This is a genomic window from Vibrio makurazakiensis (genome assembly GCF_050337375.1).
In the GTDB taxonomy this organism is placed as follows: Bacteria; Pseudomonadota; Gammaproteobacteria; order Enterobacterales; family Vibrionaceae; genus Vibrio; species Vibrio makurazakiensis.
This window is the reverse complement of sequence record NZ_JAKJSW010000101.1, coordinates 1-15,443: the sequence shown is the minus strand read 5'-3', so window position 1 is coordinate 15,443 and position 15,443 is coordinate 1. Positions and strand designations below refer to the sequence as shown.

Sequence of the window (15,443 nt, the reverse complement as noted above, 5' to 3'; positions counted from 1 at the left end):
TGTAAAGCTCTTGCATTGCTTCTTTAATAGTAGCGTCTGACCAAGCGTTTCCTAATAACACATTTTCACAACGAGTCGCACGCTTAGGCGTTGCAGCCATCCCGCCGAAGGCAATACGCGCGTTAGTCACTTTTCCGTCTTGAATCTGGATATCAAACGCACCACAAACAGCTGAAATATCATCGTCTAGGCGTTTCGAAAGCTTGTAAGCTCGGAAGCTGCTTTCTGTCGGTTTAGGTATGATAATTTGCTCAATGAACTCACTCTCTTTTTGAGCCGTCACTTTGTAGCTGATGAAGTAGTCTTCAATTGGCATAGTGCGAGACTCATCACCACAGCGCAGTTTTACTTTCGCATTCAACGCAATGAGAAGTGGTGGCGTATCGCCGATAGGTGAAGCATTGGCAACGTTACCGCCAATGGTGCCTTGGTTACGTACTTGCAAAGAAGCAAAGCGATGCAACAGTTCACCGAAGTCTGGGTAGTGCTTTTTCAGTAGTGAGTAAGAATCACTAATTGGAAGATTAGCGCCAATCACCAAGTCGGTATCGGTTTCTTCGCAAACCTTCATATCTTCTACAAGGTTAACGCTGATCAATGTTTCAATTTCACGATGRAATTGAGTCACTTCAAGTGCTAAATCTGTACCACCTGCAACGAGTTTAGCTTTTGGGTGCGCTTTAAATAGTTTGGCTAGTTCATCTGTGCTTTTTGGAGAAAAAGCAGTGAGGTGGCCAAGACGTAAACTCGCTTCGGTATCTTGAATGCTTTCTAGTTTTTCAATCGTGTTTCGTTCTAGTTCAGCAAATTGGTCTAGTAGCGGTTTTTCTGTAGACAGAGACAATGCTGCATCAACAATTGGACGGTAACCCGTACAGCGACATAGGTTTCCGGCTAGAGACTCCATCACGTCTTCTTTACTTGCATCTGGTTTATTTTTGCCAAGTGCAAACATCGACATAATAAAGCCAGGTGTGCAGTAGCCACATTGCGACCCGTGAAAATCGACGACGGCTTTCTGTACAGGGTGCAAAGAACGATCTTTATTTTGTAGATCTTCTACCGTGATTAGCTGTTTACCATGAAGCGCTGAGATGAAAGTTAAACACGAGTTAATAGAACGGTATTCAAGCTGTCCATTCACAACCTCGCCTAAAACCACAGTACATGCACCACAATCTCCAGAGCCACACCCTTCTTTAGTACCTGTTTTGTTTATCTTGGTACGTAGGTAGTTCAGCACTGTCATATTGGGTGACAGATTATCTTCATGTCTAATTTCTTGATTGAGTAAGAAAGTAATCAAGAGACCTCCTTGTATATCGACACATTGATTCAGTTATTAGTAAGTAGGTACAAGTTTTCTGACCTTTGGGTCAATAATTAGTCATCCTGACCAATAGGTCAACTAATTATTTACAAATGTGCAACATCGGTTGGTGGCGAACTGTTGTATGCAGAATGGAAGTGAGACTAACTGGTTGTTATTTAAAGTGCTTTTTGTGTTTTGTGGGGATAATAAAAATTTACCGATAAAACCAATATTGGAAACATTATTGTATACAATTTGCCTTTGGTGCACTTTTCTATTTTGGAGTTGGCATCTACGATTGATAAGTGAGGGTTATTTAAGAGTAAATACTATGCGATATCGAGTTCGATCAGTTGCATTGCTAGCAAGTAGTTTAAGTGTGTTCTTTGTACCAAATTCAACGTTTGCATTGGAAGTGTCGGTGCATGACTTTCCTCCATTTGTACAAAAGCTGCCTTCGGGCGAGGCGGGTGGCCCATTTAGAACGATGGTAGATGATATCTGTCGAGAAATGAACCAAACCTGTGTAGTAACCGTTGTACCAAACCGACGTTCAAAGTTTCAGGTAGACCAAGGTGAAGTCGATGTGGGTTTTCCTTACGGCTGGACAGAAAAACGATCTCAGATTTACTATTATTCCGTGCCTTTTATGGTGAGTGAATATGGCTTGTTTGTTTCTTTTGACAACAAACGAGTCGTTAAGGGAATAGAAGACCTTCAAGACTATCAAGTAGCGGCATTTACGCCTTCTAATACCCTAATCTCTCTGGAAGGTATTCGAGATGAAATGATCACTAAGGGGTTAGCGCCTCTGCGAATTTTTAAAAAGTCGGATGCCAACGGTCAATTGGTACAGATGCTCGCCTCGGACCGGATCGCCAGCTATTACAGTAATAGGGCTTTGGTGGAGTTCAGGGCTAAACAATTTGGAGTTTCAGGGCTGCGATATGCATGGTCACATAAACCTGTGACGTATTTTGCGGTCTTTCCGAAAGCGCATACTGACAGCGAGCAAGTCCGTCAATTCAACCAAGCTGCTTTGAAAGTGTTTTCTCAAGAGGGGTACTTGCTAGACGTGTTGAGCCCATGGAGTATCGATTCACCTAAATTAGACGACTCAACWTTAGATCAGTTTAACGTTATTAGGTAATCCGTTAAMCCAACAAAAAAGCCCTAAACTCTCTTACTGTTTCCAGTTAGAGGTTTAGGGCTTTCTATATGTCTATTGATTGATGAGACTACTTGCCTTTAAGTAAGTCTGAAAATACCACATGTAAATCATTGGAAGCACTACTGCCATCAAGATTTAGTTTAGAACGAATATGTTCTAAGTGTTCTTGCATCAACTCAATCGCCTTTTCAGAATCACCCGCTTCAATGGCATCCAGTAAAATGGAGTGCTCATCAAGAGAGCAATTAGAGTTGTTGCCGGTTTCATACTGAGCAATGAGTAGTGAGGTTTGAGAGACCAAACTACGTTGGAATGCCAGTAAAGGTGCGTTCTCGGCCATTTCAGCCAGTTTGATGTGGAACTCGCCAGACAAACGAAGTCCACTACCATAGTCGCCGTGGTCAAACGCTTGGTTTTCTTTCACAACCAGCTTACGACATTCATCAATTTGTGCTTTGGTAGCATTTTGAACAGCGAGGTCAGTGATTGCGATTTCCATCACCTCACGAGCTTTGAAGATTTGTTTGGCTTCGTCCACGGTAGGTGCGGCAACCATAGCCCCGCGGTTTGGACGAATAACAACAACTTGCTCCAGTGACAAGCGCAGTAAGGCTCTGCGGATAATGGTACGACTTACCCCAAATATCTCAGCAAGTGCTTCTTCACTGAGCTTGGTCGCTGGTGGTAAACGCTGTTCCAAAATGGCATCAAAAATATGGCAATAAACGACGTCGTCTTGAGTCTGTCCTGCGACTTTCGTCTTTATATTTTTGCTGACTGAGTTTTTAAGATTCGCCATACAACTCCGTGGCCTTCGACTAATTCAATTCTTTGATAAAACAATCATACTTCACTTTGTATACATATATCTATACATCAATGAAAACAGGCGACATATATCGAATTTTTCTTTTAATTAATAGAATGTTACGCGGTTTATATAGGTTGGGTTTACTTATTATTTTCGGTCATTAATGCAAAAGATAACGCCGTATCACCTATCTGAAACACATATATTACTGACCCTTCTATCATTAGTTGTCGGGGGGGTAAATAGATTGTCATATGACTCTTAGGGCATTGAAAGAAGCATAATACTTTTCCTTATTAATCGATAACTCAGTATTGGTGGTCTAAAATGTGATCATGGTATCAATTAGAGTTCATAAAACTGAATGAACCAATACCCTAGGCAGTCATGAATCAAGGAAAGAGGCTCAGTACCGACTGGGAGGTTTCAGATGAAAATTGCAACAAAAATAATTTTAGCGTGTACGGTTTTATGTGCGATTGGGGTGGTAGTAAGTGGTGGTTTTGTAGGATGGAAAGCCTCAGGCCTTTCTGAAGAGGCGTTATATAAACGAGCTTCTGATCAGTTGTTATCTGTTCGAGAAATTAAGAAAAATGAAATAGAGAATTATTTTGATCTGATTCATTTTCAAGTTGAGACTTTGGCAGATGATCATTCTACCGAACAGGCTCTGAATTACTTTACAAAGGCTTTTAAATCGTACCCCGTTGAGAAAGTGAGTAGTGATGATCTGCGTCAACTCGAAAATTATTACACTAGCCAGTTTGGTGCATCGTATCGGAATCGGAATGGTAATGCTTCGGCGAATGAATCCGATCGGTTACGGCAAGTTAGCCCTGTAGGGAAAGCTCTCCAAGCTCGATATATTGGTGTGAATAACAACCCGTTGGGTGAGAAGCACTTGCTTGATTACGATAGTTTGAATACTGAGTATGACGAGGTTCATAAGGAGTATCACAAACCGATTCGACACTTCCTTGAAGCCTTTGGCTATTACGATATTTTCCTAGTGGATTTAGAAGGAAACGTCGTTTATTCAGTATTTAAAGAACTGGATTTTGCAACCAATCTTATGTCGGGGCCATACAGCTCAAGCGGGCTAGCGACGGCTTATAAACAAGCAAGAGACCTACCTAAAGACAAATACCATTTGGAAGATTTCTATCCTTATTACCCTTCTTATGAAGCCGCAGCGTCATTTATTGCTAGCCCCGTATTTGACCATGGGAAACGCATTGGTGTGTTAGTTTTTCAAATGCCAGTTGATGCGATCAATAGCATCATGACATTTAATGAAAACTGGGCTTCAGCAGGGTTAGGTGAGAGTGGTGAAACGTATTTGATCGGACCGGATATGTTGCTACGGAGTCAGTCGAGATTTTTAATTGAAGACCAATCTGAGTACTTGGCTGCTCTAAGCAAATCAGGGGTTTCAAATTCTGTACTTGAGAATATTAAAGGTAAAGGCTCTTCGGTAGGGTTCCAACCGGTGAAATCGGTTACAGCGTCAGGTGCGCTTGCCGGTGGAAGTGGGGTAGAGGTCGTCGACGATTATCGTGGCGTTCCAGTATTGTCTGCTTACGCTCCAATTGATGCTGCTGGATTGAAGTGGGGGATCCTTACTGAAATTGACCAAGCTGAAGCTTTAGCTGATATCCAGGTACTGAATCAGTCTGTGTTTACAACGGTCGTGATCAGCATTGTGGTGATTATGGTTGTTGCGATCTTTATTTCTTATCTAGTGGGGAATGGTATTTCTCGCCCAATAAGAATGGCATCAACAAAAGTTCAGTCAATCAGTAAACGGAATGATTTGACCGAACGCCTTGATATTCAAGGGAAAGATGAAATGACGGATCTGTCCGTTTCATTAAATGGACTATTTGAACAACTACAAGGAATGATTACTGAATTCTCTGTCGCAACCGACACTTTGAATCAAAATACTCAATCCATGGCTGAAAACATGAATAGCACAAGAAGTGCCGTTTCAGAGCAGAGTCATAGAACAGATTCGGTCGCGACTGCCGTGAACGAAATGAGCGCGTCAATTTCAGAGGTTGCTCAGTTTGCGAATAGGGCAGCGGATTCGATGAAAACGGCGAATGATACAGGTACGCAAAGCATGGCGGTTGGTGAATCTCTTGGTAGTGAAATGACTGAGATAAACTCACAAATGCAAGTGGCGGTTGAAGCCATTGATCGCCTACACAGTGAAAGTAATTCGATAGCTGAAGTGTTGGACGTGATTCAGGGAATTGCTGAACAAACGAATTTATTGGCGCTGAATGCGGCTATCGAAGCGGCGAGGGCGGGAGAACAAGGGCGCGGCTTTGCTGTGGTAGCTGATGAAGTACGCTCACTTGCTAGCCGAACTCAAGACTCGACAGAGGAAATTAGAGCCAAAATCGATGCATTACAAAAAGAAACGAATAGCGTTTCAAAAGGCATTGAAAATGCGAATAACTCAGTCATCAAAGGTGTGGAAACGTGTGGCGAAAACACCGAAATGCTGTCTAAGATCGTTGATATGCTCTCTGAACTCAATGAGATGAATGTTCAAATTGCGGCGGCAACAGAAGAGCAGAAAGCCGTTACTGATGAAATAAGTAGCAGTATTACTTCAATAGCCGACGCATCTACCGCCGTTTCAGCACAGGTGAATGATGTTGATGAAGTGCTTGGTGGTTTGTCACAACAAGCAGATAGCCTTCATCGAGAAATTGGTAAATTTAGGTATTAGTCGTCTACTTAAGCCGTTCTATTTTTACTTAAACAACGCAACTTTTCTAAAACGAAGCTATAAAAAAGCGCCTTTAGATTCCATGAACCTAAAGGCGCTTTTTGTATTCTTTATCTAGTCTGCTTTCTGCTCTAAGCCATAAGGCAAGTTTGAAAAAACTTTAGGGTGCTTCTCAAACGTTGGWGCTTCATTTACCTGTTGCCAATCTAGTAGCATGATCGCCAGTACATTTCGGTGCTCACCGTAGGTTAAGTCGAAATCACCCGTCACAGATGGGATCATCCCTTTCTGTGTATCAATTGATTTTTGGATCGCCAAGCGAGTTTTATGCACTACTGGGTCATCTTCTAGGCCTGCTAGTAAGAATGTAATCCCCACTTCTGCAATAACGTCTTCTTTAGCTTGAGACAGGATCGTATCGATATTCTCTCTGAAATAATCGTATATCCATTGATGTTCTTTTTCGCTCACTTGATGCTGGTAGTACTCTGAATCACCAAAAATAATATGAGTCATACCATACAGCTTATTGCCGTATTGTTGCTTAGACAGCGTGCTGTCTTTGTCGTCTGGGTAAGTCGCTTTAAAGGTATCCGTAAATTCTTCGACAACATCTTGTTCGCCTAGCTGCCTTAACCAATAAACCTGGTTCGCTAACTGCGCTGCCCACGCTTCCACCATCTCTTGGTTAGTTGCGTATTTGGAGAAATCATAGCGACGAATGACCTCGCGTAATTGTTTGTCATCCTGATGTTTGAGCTCGTATTCATTGGCTCTTGCCATAGAACCAAGTAAATCAACACCAAGATACAGATATTCCGGCATAGTCTTGGTTACATTGTAACGTCTCACGCTGCGCTCATCAGTCTCGCCCACATAACCGGATAAACGGCGTTGGCTGTATTCTGCAATTTGTTGGGGAGTATGCACTTCTTCTGAAAACCGATTTAGTCGGCTAGTTACGCGCGCCATGTCACTCCATACCGCTGCTGTATATTTAGGGTCTTGAGTTTGGCGAAACATTCTAAGGCCGTAATGACCTTCTTTGAATGCGGGTAGGGTATACAACTGTTGTTCATAGGTTTGGCGAATAACGTCAGCCGATTGTTCGAAAGTCTGGCTACTGTCTGTGGCTTGAGCATATGACCCGAACGACGCGGTGGCACCTAATAAAAGGCAAAGTGATATTTTTGTTAGCTTCATGTGATAGATACCGAACCTATGAATGTGAACTTGGGAAGTTATCACTCAAAGTAGTGATTCATGTAAGACTAATGTCAGGAACACGTAAGTATTCTTGAATAGAGCATAATTTACTGAAATGGAAAGTGCGAGAGAAATGAAAAAAGGGCCAATTGGCCCTTTAAATTAGGTGATGTTCGCTTATGAATGTAACCATCGGTTTTTTATCACCGATGGCTAGGGTTAAAGGGTTAGTGTTTGTGGTTATCTTTACCCAATTGGTATAGATGAGCGTCGACCTCTTTTCCTTGCTCAGGGCGAGGCACTATCTCAAAAGAGCCATCAAATTCTGATGAAGCTGCAGCCAGTTTTTCTAGTACTTTAGCGTCGCCATTGATACCTGCTTGTTTATTGGCTAATAGTTCATTAAGTGTCGTTTTTCCAAGCATGATTTTTGTAATATCTGATTTGTTGATATACAAAGTTGCATCTGCATTACGAGCGCTTTCTACCAGACCGTTACTTAAGTTACCGTTAGACATTTCAACAAAGTAAGTCTCATCTAAGTCAGGAATAATAACGTTCATAGTRAATGGCGTATGTTGTGCAATCGTGGAGTCTACTTTAACCGCCATATAGTCGAGTAGGTTGGTTAGCGACATTTCGGCTAGCACGTCTGGTGAAGCTGTTTTTGGTGTTCCTGGTAATGTGCCAACTCGTAGCTCTTGTGCACCTGTCAGGTAGGTGTTTCTCCAACCCATGGTTTCAGACTGGTAGCCTAGTTGCTCATAGGTGTCGGCTAATAATTTACGAGCTTCATCATTACTTGGCTCTGCGTTGACAACTTTATCTAAGACGGTTGCAACAAATCGATATTCACCTTTTTCAAAGTCGGCCTGTGCTTTTTTAACGATAATGTCGCTTCCCCCCATGTAATCAACAAACTTAGCGGCTTCTTTGTCGGTTGGAAGCGGGTTTAAGTTAGCTGGGTTCATGTCGAAATAGCCTAAGTACATGTTGTAAACCGCTTTAGCATTATGGCTGTATGAGCCATGGTAGCCATTGGTATGCCACGCTTCTTGAATTGATTTTGGTAACGCTTCTACGACCGCGTCGCCAATATCTTGCAGTACCACGCCGTTGTTGGCTAAACGCAATGTTTGATTGTGCACGAAGCCGTAGTTATCACGTTGCATTTTCATAAAGTCATTGACGTCTTCATGACCCCAAATAGGTGATGAATGCGAGCCAAACAGTACGTCAATGTCATCGCCCCAAGCGTTAATCATTTCATTGATGTCTTTTGACCATTTCAACGCATCACGGACTTTTGCCCCACGTAATGTGTAGATGTTGTGCATGCCGTGATACATCATTTCTCCGGTCCACAGCGCTTTCATAGAAGGAATGAACGTCGCCATGCCTGAAGGGGCTTCGGTACCCGCAGTATCGATGAATACCATTTCAAGGCCATCTATTTCTAGAGTCTCAAATTTGTCTTTAGTATTGAGCGTAATATCCGGTGCTACGTAAGTGATATCTCCTTTCGAGATCGCTTTGCCTAAACCAGCATCGACGATCCCGTGCTCATGAGCGCCAAGGGTTGCACCGTATTGATAAGCGGTTCGGCGTGACATTGCATTACCGGCCAGTACATTCTCGTCGACCGTCTCTTTGGTCATGTTATTCGGAGCGTATACTTTCACTTCTGGGAACATCTCTTGGATAGCTCTAGAGCCTCCAAAGTGGTCAGCATGGCTGTGCGAATAGATCATCGCCACGATAGGTAGGTCACCGCCTTCAGGAACATTATCCAAGAAGAATTTTGTCGATGTTTCAGCCGCTTGCTTGGTTAAAAGTACATCGTAAACAATCCAACCAGACTCACCGCGGATGAAAGTGATGTTTGATAAATCTGTACCACGAACTTGATAAATACCATCTCGTACTTCGTATAACCCTGCTGCAGTGTTGTTGACCTGCGCTTGGCGGTACAGCGATGGGTTGACACTGTCTGCGATTTCATCTTGGCTGATGAAGTCGTAGTTAGCACGCATGATATCGAGTGACGCTTGATTTAGAGGCTGGATCAAGCCTTTATCATTACGTTCAAAAGCGTCTCTGTCTTGCCAATTTAACGTCTCGCTGAATGCTTTATTTGCTTGGATTGTATGAGCTGTTGCAGGTTTACCATTAACTTCTAACTCTCCGTGTACATGGTCATGATCGTGATTAGCAGCGGATACTGGGAATGAGAAAATAACCGCTAGGGCTAATGCTGCTTTTGGGGTGCGAAGTAATGTCATCATAGGAGCCTCTGTTGAGTATTTTGTTTCGTTAAGGAGACTTTACCGAAATGACACATAGCTAAAAATAAAGTAAGGTTTATATAACACATAACTAATGGCTATGTTTTTATGACAGAACTTTCAAAAGACCGACTTGATCTCAACTTACTGACCGTATTTCTTGAGGTATACCGCCTTCGATCTATTACTCAAGCCGCTGAATGTTTAGATATGACGCAGCCCGGAGTAAGCGGAGCCTTGAAGCGTTTGCAAGCTCAACTGCAAGCAGAACTGTTCGTGCGGGAGGGCCGAGGAATTTCACCTACGCATATTGCGGTACAACTGGCGAATGAAATATCACCTGCGTTTGGTCAAATCAGTAGTGCACTCAGTAACATCAAACATTTTGATCCAAGTAGACCGAAAGTGTTTCGAGTTCTTGTTAATGAAATGGCACTAGTGAATTATCAGCCATTAGCAGCAGCCGATGACAAGTTGCAAAATGTGGTGATTAACTTTGCGATTGCGCCGAGTAATGAAGAACATTTATTGCAGCAACTGAGTATGCAAAAAGCGGATTTAGCGATCGACTTACATTTGGATTTAGGGGCATCATATAAAACGAAACCTCTGTTTAACGATGAGATCGTTGTTATCGCTCGTCGTAGCCATCCAAGAGTGATGGGGAGTATTTCGCAAACGGAATTTTATGACGAAACGCATGTGACGCTGAGGCTTCGCCGTTCGCAAAAGTATGCTGCTGATGCCTTTACTAAAGAGGCACTAAAAGAGCGCAAGGTAAGCGCAGAGTGTGACTCCATGATGTCGATGATGGCATTAGTGTCTACTTCAGATTGCTTAGGGACAATAACTCGAAGCCTTGCCAACCGATACGCTTCTCGATTTGACTTACAAGTCATAGAACAACCATTTGATACTGTGCCTGTAGAGCAACATATGATTTGGCATGCTCGCACTGATTTCAGCCCTGCTCATAAGTGGCTAAGAGAACGGATAAGTCATTATAAAGTTTAGTTTTGCTGTGAGTATTTAACTGAAGGTTAACCAAACTTAACAATATGAAAATAAAGATCTCATAATTACGAGCTATACAAGGAACTCCTCTAGCATATGGTTTATCATTATTGATAAACAACTTTATAAAAATCATGGAAGTTATCGTTGTTACCACATCGAGACTTTTATGAAGCCGTAGCTATGAGAGGATATGGATGCTAAATAGCTCGAGCAAGCAATGGTCCGTTAATGCTCTAATTTTGTTGGTAATTATCCTTGCTGCTGGGATTATTGAAGTGCTTCATAGAAACCAACAAGTATTTTTAAACAATCAAGTCACCAGTGAAGCAAAGAAGCACCTTTCCGTTATTCGTTCACGTCTCGAAGCCGCCATTGTGGGTGATATTTACGTTGTGAATAGCCTCTCGACGCTCGTTACGGTTAACCCTGACGCGGGGGTTAATGAGTGGGACAAAATTGCTGCGAATATCATTCGTGAAGGTTCGCATGTGAAAGTGATTGGCCTTGCTAAAGACGATAAGATCAATTTTATTTTTCCCTATCGCGGGAATGAAAAAGCCATCGGCGTTAACTATCGCAATATCCCAGAGCAATGGGAGTCGGTAAAGATGGCGAGAAAAATTGAACAGATTTTCATTTCAGGGCCGGTGAACCTTGTCCAAGGTGGTCGTGGGCTTATTGCCCGTTTGCCTATTTTTACTGATCCCCCTTTCAACTTAAACTATTGGGGGGTGTGCAGCGCAGTTATTGATTTAGATACACTCTTTGATGAGGTTGGTATTGAATCATTTGAACATAAGTACCAACTTGCGATTCGAGGCTTAGACAGCTCTGGAGCAAAAGGGCCAATATTCTATGGTTCGAAAAAGATCTTTGATAGTGCGTTTGCAACAGAGCAGGTTAACTTCCCTTATGGTGGGTGGGGGCTTGCTGTTTCACATGATACGGATCTATTGTCTGAGTTTGCTTGGTATCGCGTTTATATTGTTTATCTGATCGGCTACCCCGTTTTACTTCTCCTGTTACTCGCATTCGTGCTGATATTTAGGCTCTATCGAATAGCGCATAGCCGCTCTTTGCATGATGAGCTGACCAAGTTACCTAATCGACGTTATTTCATGTATAGCCTAAATCAGCTATTTGACCACGCAAAAAGATTTGGTACAGAGCGTTTCGCGGTGCTAAACATTGACCTAGATAAGTTTAAGGCAATCAATGATACCTACGGACATGCTGCTGGCGATAAAGTGCTTGTTGCCGTTGCCGAAAGGATTAAAAGTGTTCTGCGAAGCTCAGATATTGTTGCGAGAATAGGCGGGGATGAATTCTTAATTTTGCTTCCTCGTATTCTTGATGAAGAGAACGTGAGTTCCATTAATCTGGCTTTACAAAAAGCAATTTGCAGTACGCCTGTGATTTATGAACAGCACCTTATCTACTTAGAAGTCAGTGTGGGTTGGGCAGCCTTTAAACAGAATATGGTCGATGTTGATTCATTATTGAAAATGGCCGATGAAAAAATGTATGCAGAAAAGCGCGGAGYGAAGGCRATTGGGCGCTGAAGCGTAGAATTTGGTTGCTGAAAATAGGGAAAAGCCTCAGAATGTCGCGTTTCGCTTAGATTAAGCGAATGTTGAAGTTGTACGATTACAATAAGTTGTGCAACTTTATTTTTATGTTATCAGACTGAGAAAATAATCTATGAGTTTTACCTCTTTGGGCCTTTCTGCTCCAATCCTTAAAGCTATTGAAGAGCAAGGTTATGACAAGCCATCGCCAATCCAAGAAAAAGCTGTTCCGGCGGTTTTAAAAGGCAACGATGTGATGGCTGCGGCCCAAACAGGTACAGGTAAAACTGCGGGTTTCACGCTTCCAATTCTTGAGCTTCTTTCAAAAGGCCCACGAGTTCGTCAAAATCAAGTACGTGCATTGATACTTACCCCTACACGTGAGCTTGCTGCTCAGGTGAATGGCAGTGTTGTTAAATACGGTATCCATTTACCTTTGACGTCTAGCGTTGTATTTGGTGGTGTTAAAATTAACCCTCAAATGCAAAAGCTACGCAAGGGTAGCGATGTGCTAGTTGCAACTCCGGGTCGCTTACTTGATCTTTACAACCAAAATGCAGTGCGTTTTGACCAGTTAGAGATTCTAGTGTTAGATGAAGCTGACCGTATGCTAGATATGGGCTTTATCCGTGATATTCGCAAGATCCTTGCGTTCTTACCTAAGAAACGTCAAAACTTGCTGTTTTCAGCAACCTTCTCTGATGACATCCGCAGCCTAGCAAAAGGGTTAGTGAATAGCCCAGTTGAAATCTCGGTGAACACTGCAAACTCAACGGCTAAAACAGTTGAGCAGTGTATTTACCCTGCGGATAAAAAGAAAAAAGGGCCAATGCTGGCGAAACTGATTAAAGATAACGACTGGCGTCAGGTATTAGTGTTTAGCAAGACGAAACACGGTGCTAACAAGCTAGCTCGTTTCCTTGAAGAACAAGATATTACAGCAGCACCTATTCATGGTAATAAGAGTCAAGGCGCACGTACTAAAGCTCTAGAGAACTTTAAAACAGGTAAAGTACGAGTATTAGTGGCGACTGATATCGCGGCTCGTGGTATTGATATCCCGCAGCTACCGCAAGTAGTTAACTTCGACCTTCCACATGTATCTGAAGATTATGTACACCGTATTGGCCGTACTGGTCGTGCTGGCGAAACAGGTAAAGCGATTTCATTAGTATGTGCAGATGAAGCTTCAGAACTGTTTGGTATTGAGCGTTTAATTAAACAGCTGCTTGAGCGTCGTGAGCTTGAAGGGTTTACACCTGTGAACAAGCTTCCAGAGTCTCGATTGGATACTCGTCCAATCAAGCCTAAAAAACCTAAGAAGCCAAAAGTAGGGCATGCTGACGGTCAGCGCTCTGGTGAGAATGCCCGTGGTCATAAACCTGCTGGCAAAAATAAACGCCACGTTGGAAGTACTGCGAATGGGCCTAAGCGCAAGCCTGCACCTAAGAAAAATACAGGTGAAAGCACTTCAGAAGATGCTTCTGTAAAGAATAACGGTCAAAACTTTAAGCGCCGTAGAAATACAGAGAAACCTAATTCAGGTAATAAAGCTGGTGGTGAACAACGTCAACCTTCAGGTTACGGTTCTAAAAAGCCACGTACCAGAACTCAATCAAACTAATCGAATTGAGTTAACACAGTTCAGGTGAATAATTTGAGCCCATATCTTAGAAGGTATGGGCTTTTTGTTTTTTGCTATTGAATCTAACTTGGCTTCATGTGCTGATTCACTCAGCCTTTAAGTGACAACACGCTCACTAGCAAAGTCTTTGCGATTTGCAAATTGCAATTCCATTATGCAATTTAATGATTGAGTTTGTACGAATAAGCGCCTGAATGCCTAATGAAATGGTTATTTAAAAGTTGGCACATAAACTGCATTTATTAATATGACCCTTCTTAAGCCGAGGGTCACCTAGCCAACTGACGTTGTTAGTGAACCTTGATTGTTCACAGAAATATATAGCCAATCACCTAGTTTGTGATTGGTTTTTTTTTGCCAAAATTCTAGAGGCTAGAGGAAATAAGCCGTTAAACCTCACCATGTGCTCTGGTAATTTGATCGAGCACACGACGAGGTTAGCGTCTGGATAATGGCCTGGTGGTTAGCCCTGACATTTAGAGTAACAACTAGGTTGACGAGGGCAGGCTGCACCGCGTGAGCATATCAAGCGGGCTTCTGTTTCGATTCCTCGTTCTATCCAATTGATGTTCAGGATTTTTGCAATTGTGGTGAGATCTTTCTTGATGCTTCTCGGAATGGCGACAGAGCCCCCGTTACTCACACAAGAGGCTTTAAGTTCTTCAGCAATTGATCTTGAGTCTCCCCCTTGTGCATCTATCGCAGGGTTCAGATCAATACCAGCACATAGTACTCGGTTATTACCTGCTGGATCGGTCATGTTGATTGATTCACAGCAATAGATTCTAGGCTCGTCACCAACGTTGAGTATAGAGATCTGTGCTGAGCTACCTGCTTGTGGTTCTGATAAACGTCTAAATACCGCCCAGTGSTGGCATGGGTCTGCGACCGCTCTCATGTTCCCCCAGGGTAAAGGGATCCCATTACCGCGATAAACTGCTTTCAATTTTCCAGGTCCGTAGGCATCAAAATAGTGCCAGTGCGGATAAGGTGAAACAACCGTCATTCTGCGCATWGCAACCGACGGCGATACACCCGCACGCTTGTGAACATCAATTTCGTAGCCTGTCCGATCAAGAAGTTGTCTAAACGGTACTTTTGGACACAATAGCGCGCCAGCAAAGAAGCTCGATTCGAAATCACGCCACGCTTGTAGAATATCTTTAGAATTAAGTTGAGACGATGGGTTAAATGACTGGCTGTCGTCCCATGTATTGTTATTCCCTACAGACAAAACGCTCTTAAGGCCTTCTTTACTATGAAGTACGCAGTGGCCGATATAGACCGATAAATCGTACTTCAAGCGCGTAGGATACTCTTTGAGGATTTCATTTAGGTAGATGGTGCCTGGGGGCTCAAAGAATRAGGTAACAAGCTGCTTAGCATTAATACCTAGCTCATCAACCACATCTTGTGGTGTGCGTGTTACCCAGCGGATTTGAATCCCCAAACTTTTCGCGATATCGATGAGGTCTTCGACACTTAGATTCAGCCGTTTTAAGCCAACTTCTTCTGCTGCTCGTTCGAGATCTGGGAAGTGGTTTTGATTGCTTTCCTGATGCGCTCGTATGAGCAGGTGTGCGAATTGACGCCCGTTGATGCCCGTTTGAGAGAGCATTTCTGGAATGGCGATTTGTAGAATGTCATTCGAGAATAGAAAGCTTGGCTCTAACGCCATGCCACTG

Annotated in this window: 10 protein-coding genes; 5 read left to right on the top strand and 5 right to left on the bottom strand. The window is 42.8% G+C overall.

Going from position 1 to position 15,443, the window contains the following annotated elements:
* On the bottom strand, positions 1 to 1,249 hold a 1,249-nt coding region (xdhA, locus tag L4C33_RS12650; protein WP_428812786.1), incomplete at its 3' end, for a xanthine dehydrogenase small subunit.
* Positions 1,250 to 1,643: 394 nt separating this feature from the next.
* On the opposite strand from xdhA, the gene L4C33_RS12645 reads away from it, so the two are divergent.
* A complete protein-coding gene (locus L4C33_RS12645) occupies positions 1,644 to 2,462 on the top strand; it encodes a substrate-binding periplasmic protein (RefSeq protein WP_428812784.1) in 819 nt (272 codons plus the stop codon).
* 88 nt (positions 2,463 to 2,550) lie between these two features.
* Here the strand turns inward: L4C33_RS12645 and L4C33_RS12640 are convergent, their stop codons facing one another.
* On the bottom strand, positions 2,551 to 3,282 hold the full coding sequence (locus tag L4C33_RS12640; protein WP_428812783.1) for a GntR family transcriptional regulator: 732 nt from the start codon (positions 3,280 to 3,282) through the stop codon (positions 2,551 to 2,553).
* 442 nt (positions 3,283 to 3,724) lie between these two features.
* Between L4C33_RS12640 and L4C33_RS12635 the strand changes: the two genes are divergently transcribed.
* Entirely contained in the window at positions 3,725 to 6,037 is a 2,313-nt protein-coding gene (locus L4C33_RS12635) for a methyl-accepting chemotaxis protein (protein WP_428812782.1), read from the top strand.
* 114 nt (positions 6,038 to 6,151) lie between these two features.
* Here the strand turns inward: L4C33_RS12635 and L4C33_RS12630 are convergent, their stop codons facing one another.
* Together L4C33_RS12630 and L4C33_RS12625 are read right to left on the bottom strand one after the other, a co-directional pair.
* Positions 6,152 to 7,240 (bottom strand): DUF3541 domain-containing protein, encoded by a 1,089-nt coding sequence (locus L4C33_RS12630; protein ID WP_428812781.1) that lies wholly within the window; start codon positions 7,238 to 7,240, stop codon positions 6,152 to 6,154.
* A gap of 230 nt (positions 7,241 to 7,470) precedes the next feature.
* On the bottom strand, positions 7,471 to 9,525 hold the full coding sequence (locus L4C33_RS12625) for an alkyl/aryl-sulfatase (RefSeq protein ID WP_428812785.1): 2,055 nt from the start codon (positions 9,523 to 9,525) through the stop codon (positions 7,471 to 7,473).
* Between the two features lie 111 nt (positions 9,526 to 9,636).
* Between L4C33_RS12625 and L4C33_RS12620 the strand changes: the two genes are divergently transcribed.
* The 3 genes from L4C33_RS12620 to L4C33_RS12610 all read left to right on the top strand — a co-directional run bounded on the left by L4C33_RS12620 (position 9,637) and on the right by L4C33_RS12610 (position 13,737).
* The gene (locus L4C33_RS12620; RefSeq protein ID WP_428812780.1) at positions 9,637 to 10,542 is read left to right on the top strand and encodes a LysR family transcriptional regulator; all 906 of its coding nucleotides are present in this window, start codon (positions 9,637 to 9,639) and stop codon (positions 10,540 to 10,542) included.
* Positions 10,543 to 10,739: 197 nt separating this feature from the next.
* Positions 10,740 to 12,107: a diguanylate cyclase gene (locus L4C33_RS12615; RefSeq protein WP_428812779.1), complete on the top strand. Its 1,368-nt coding sequence runs from the start codon at positions 10,740 to 10,742 to the stop codon at positions 12,105 to 12,107.
* A 139-nt stretch (positions 12,108 to 12,246) separates the two neighbouring features.
* Complete coding sequence (locus L4C33_RS12610) at positions 12,247 to 13,737, top strand: DEAD/DEAH box helicase (protein ID WP_428812778.1); 1,491 nt, start codon at positions 12,247 to 12,249, stop codon at positions 13,735 to 13,737.
* Between the two features lie 484 nt (positions 13,738 to 14,221).
* Here the strand turns inward: L4C33_RS12610 and L4C33_RS12605 are convergent.
* Positions 14,222 to 15,443, bottom strand: a 1,222-nt coding sequence (locus tag L4C33_RS12605) for a DUF3612 domain-containing protein (protein ID WP_428812777.1), incomplete at its 5' end; no start/stop codon positions are given.

Excerpts from the sequence above, each read along its gene's own strand:
- L4C33_RS12640 (WP_428812783.1), bottom strand. The coding sequence starts at position 3,282 with ATGGCGAATCTTAAAAACTCAGTCAGCAAAAATATAAAGACGAAAGTC.
- L4C33_RS12635 (WP_428812782.1), top strand. The coding sequence starts at position 3,725 with ATGAAAATTGCAACAAAAATAATTTTAGCGTGTACGGTTTTATGTGCG.
- L4C33_RS12620 (WP_428812780.1), top strand. The coding sequence starts at position 9,637 with ATGACAGAACTTTCAAAAGACCGACTTGATCTCAACTTACTGACCGTA.
- L4C33_RS12610 (WP_428812778.1), top strand. The coding sequence starts at position 12,247 with ATGAGTTTTACCTCTTTGGGCCTTTCTGCTCCAATCCTTAAAGCTATT.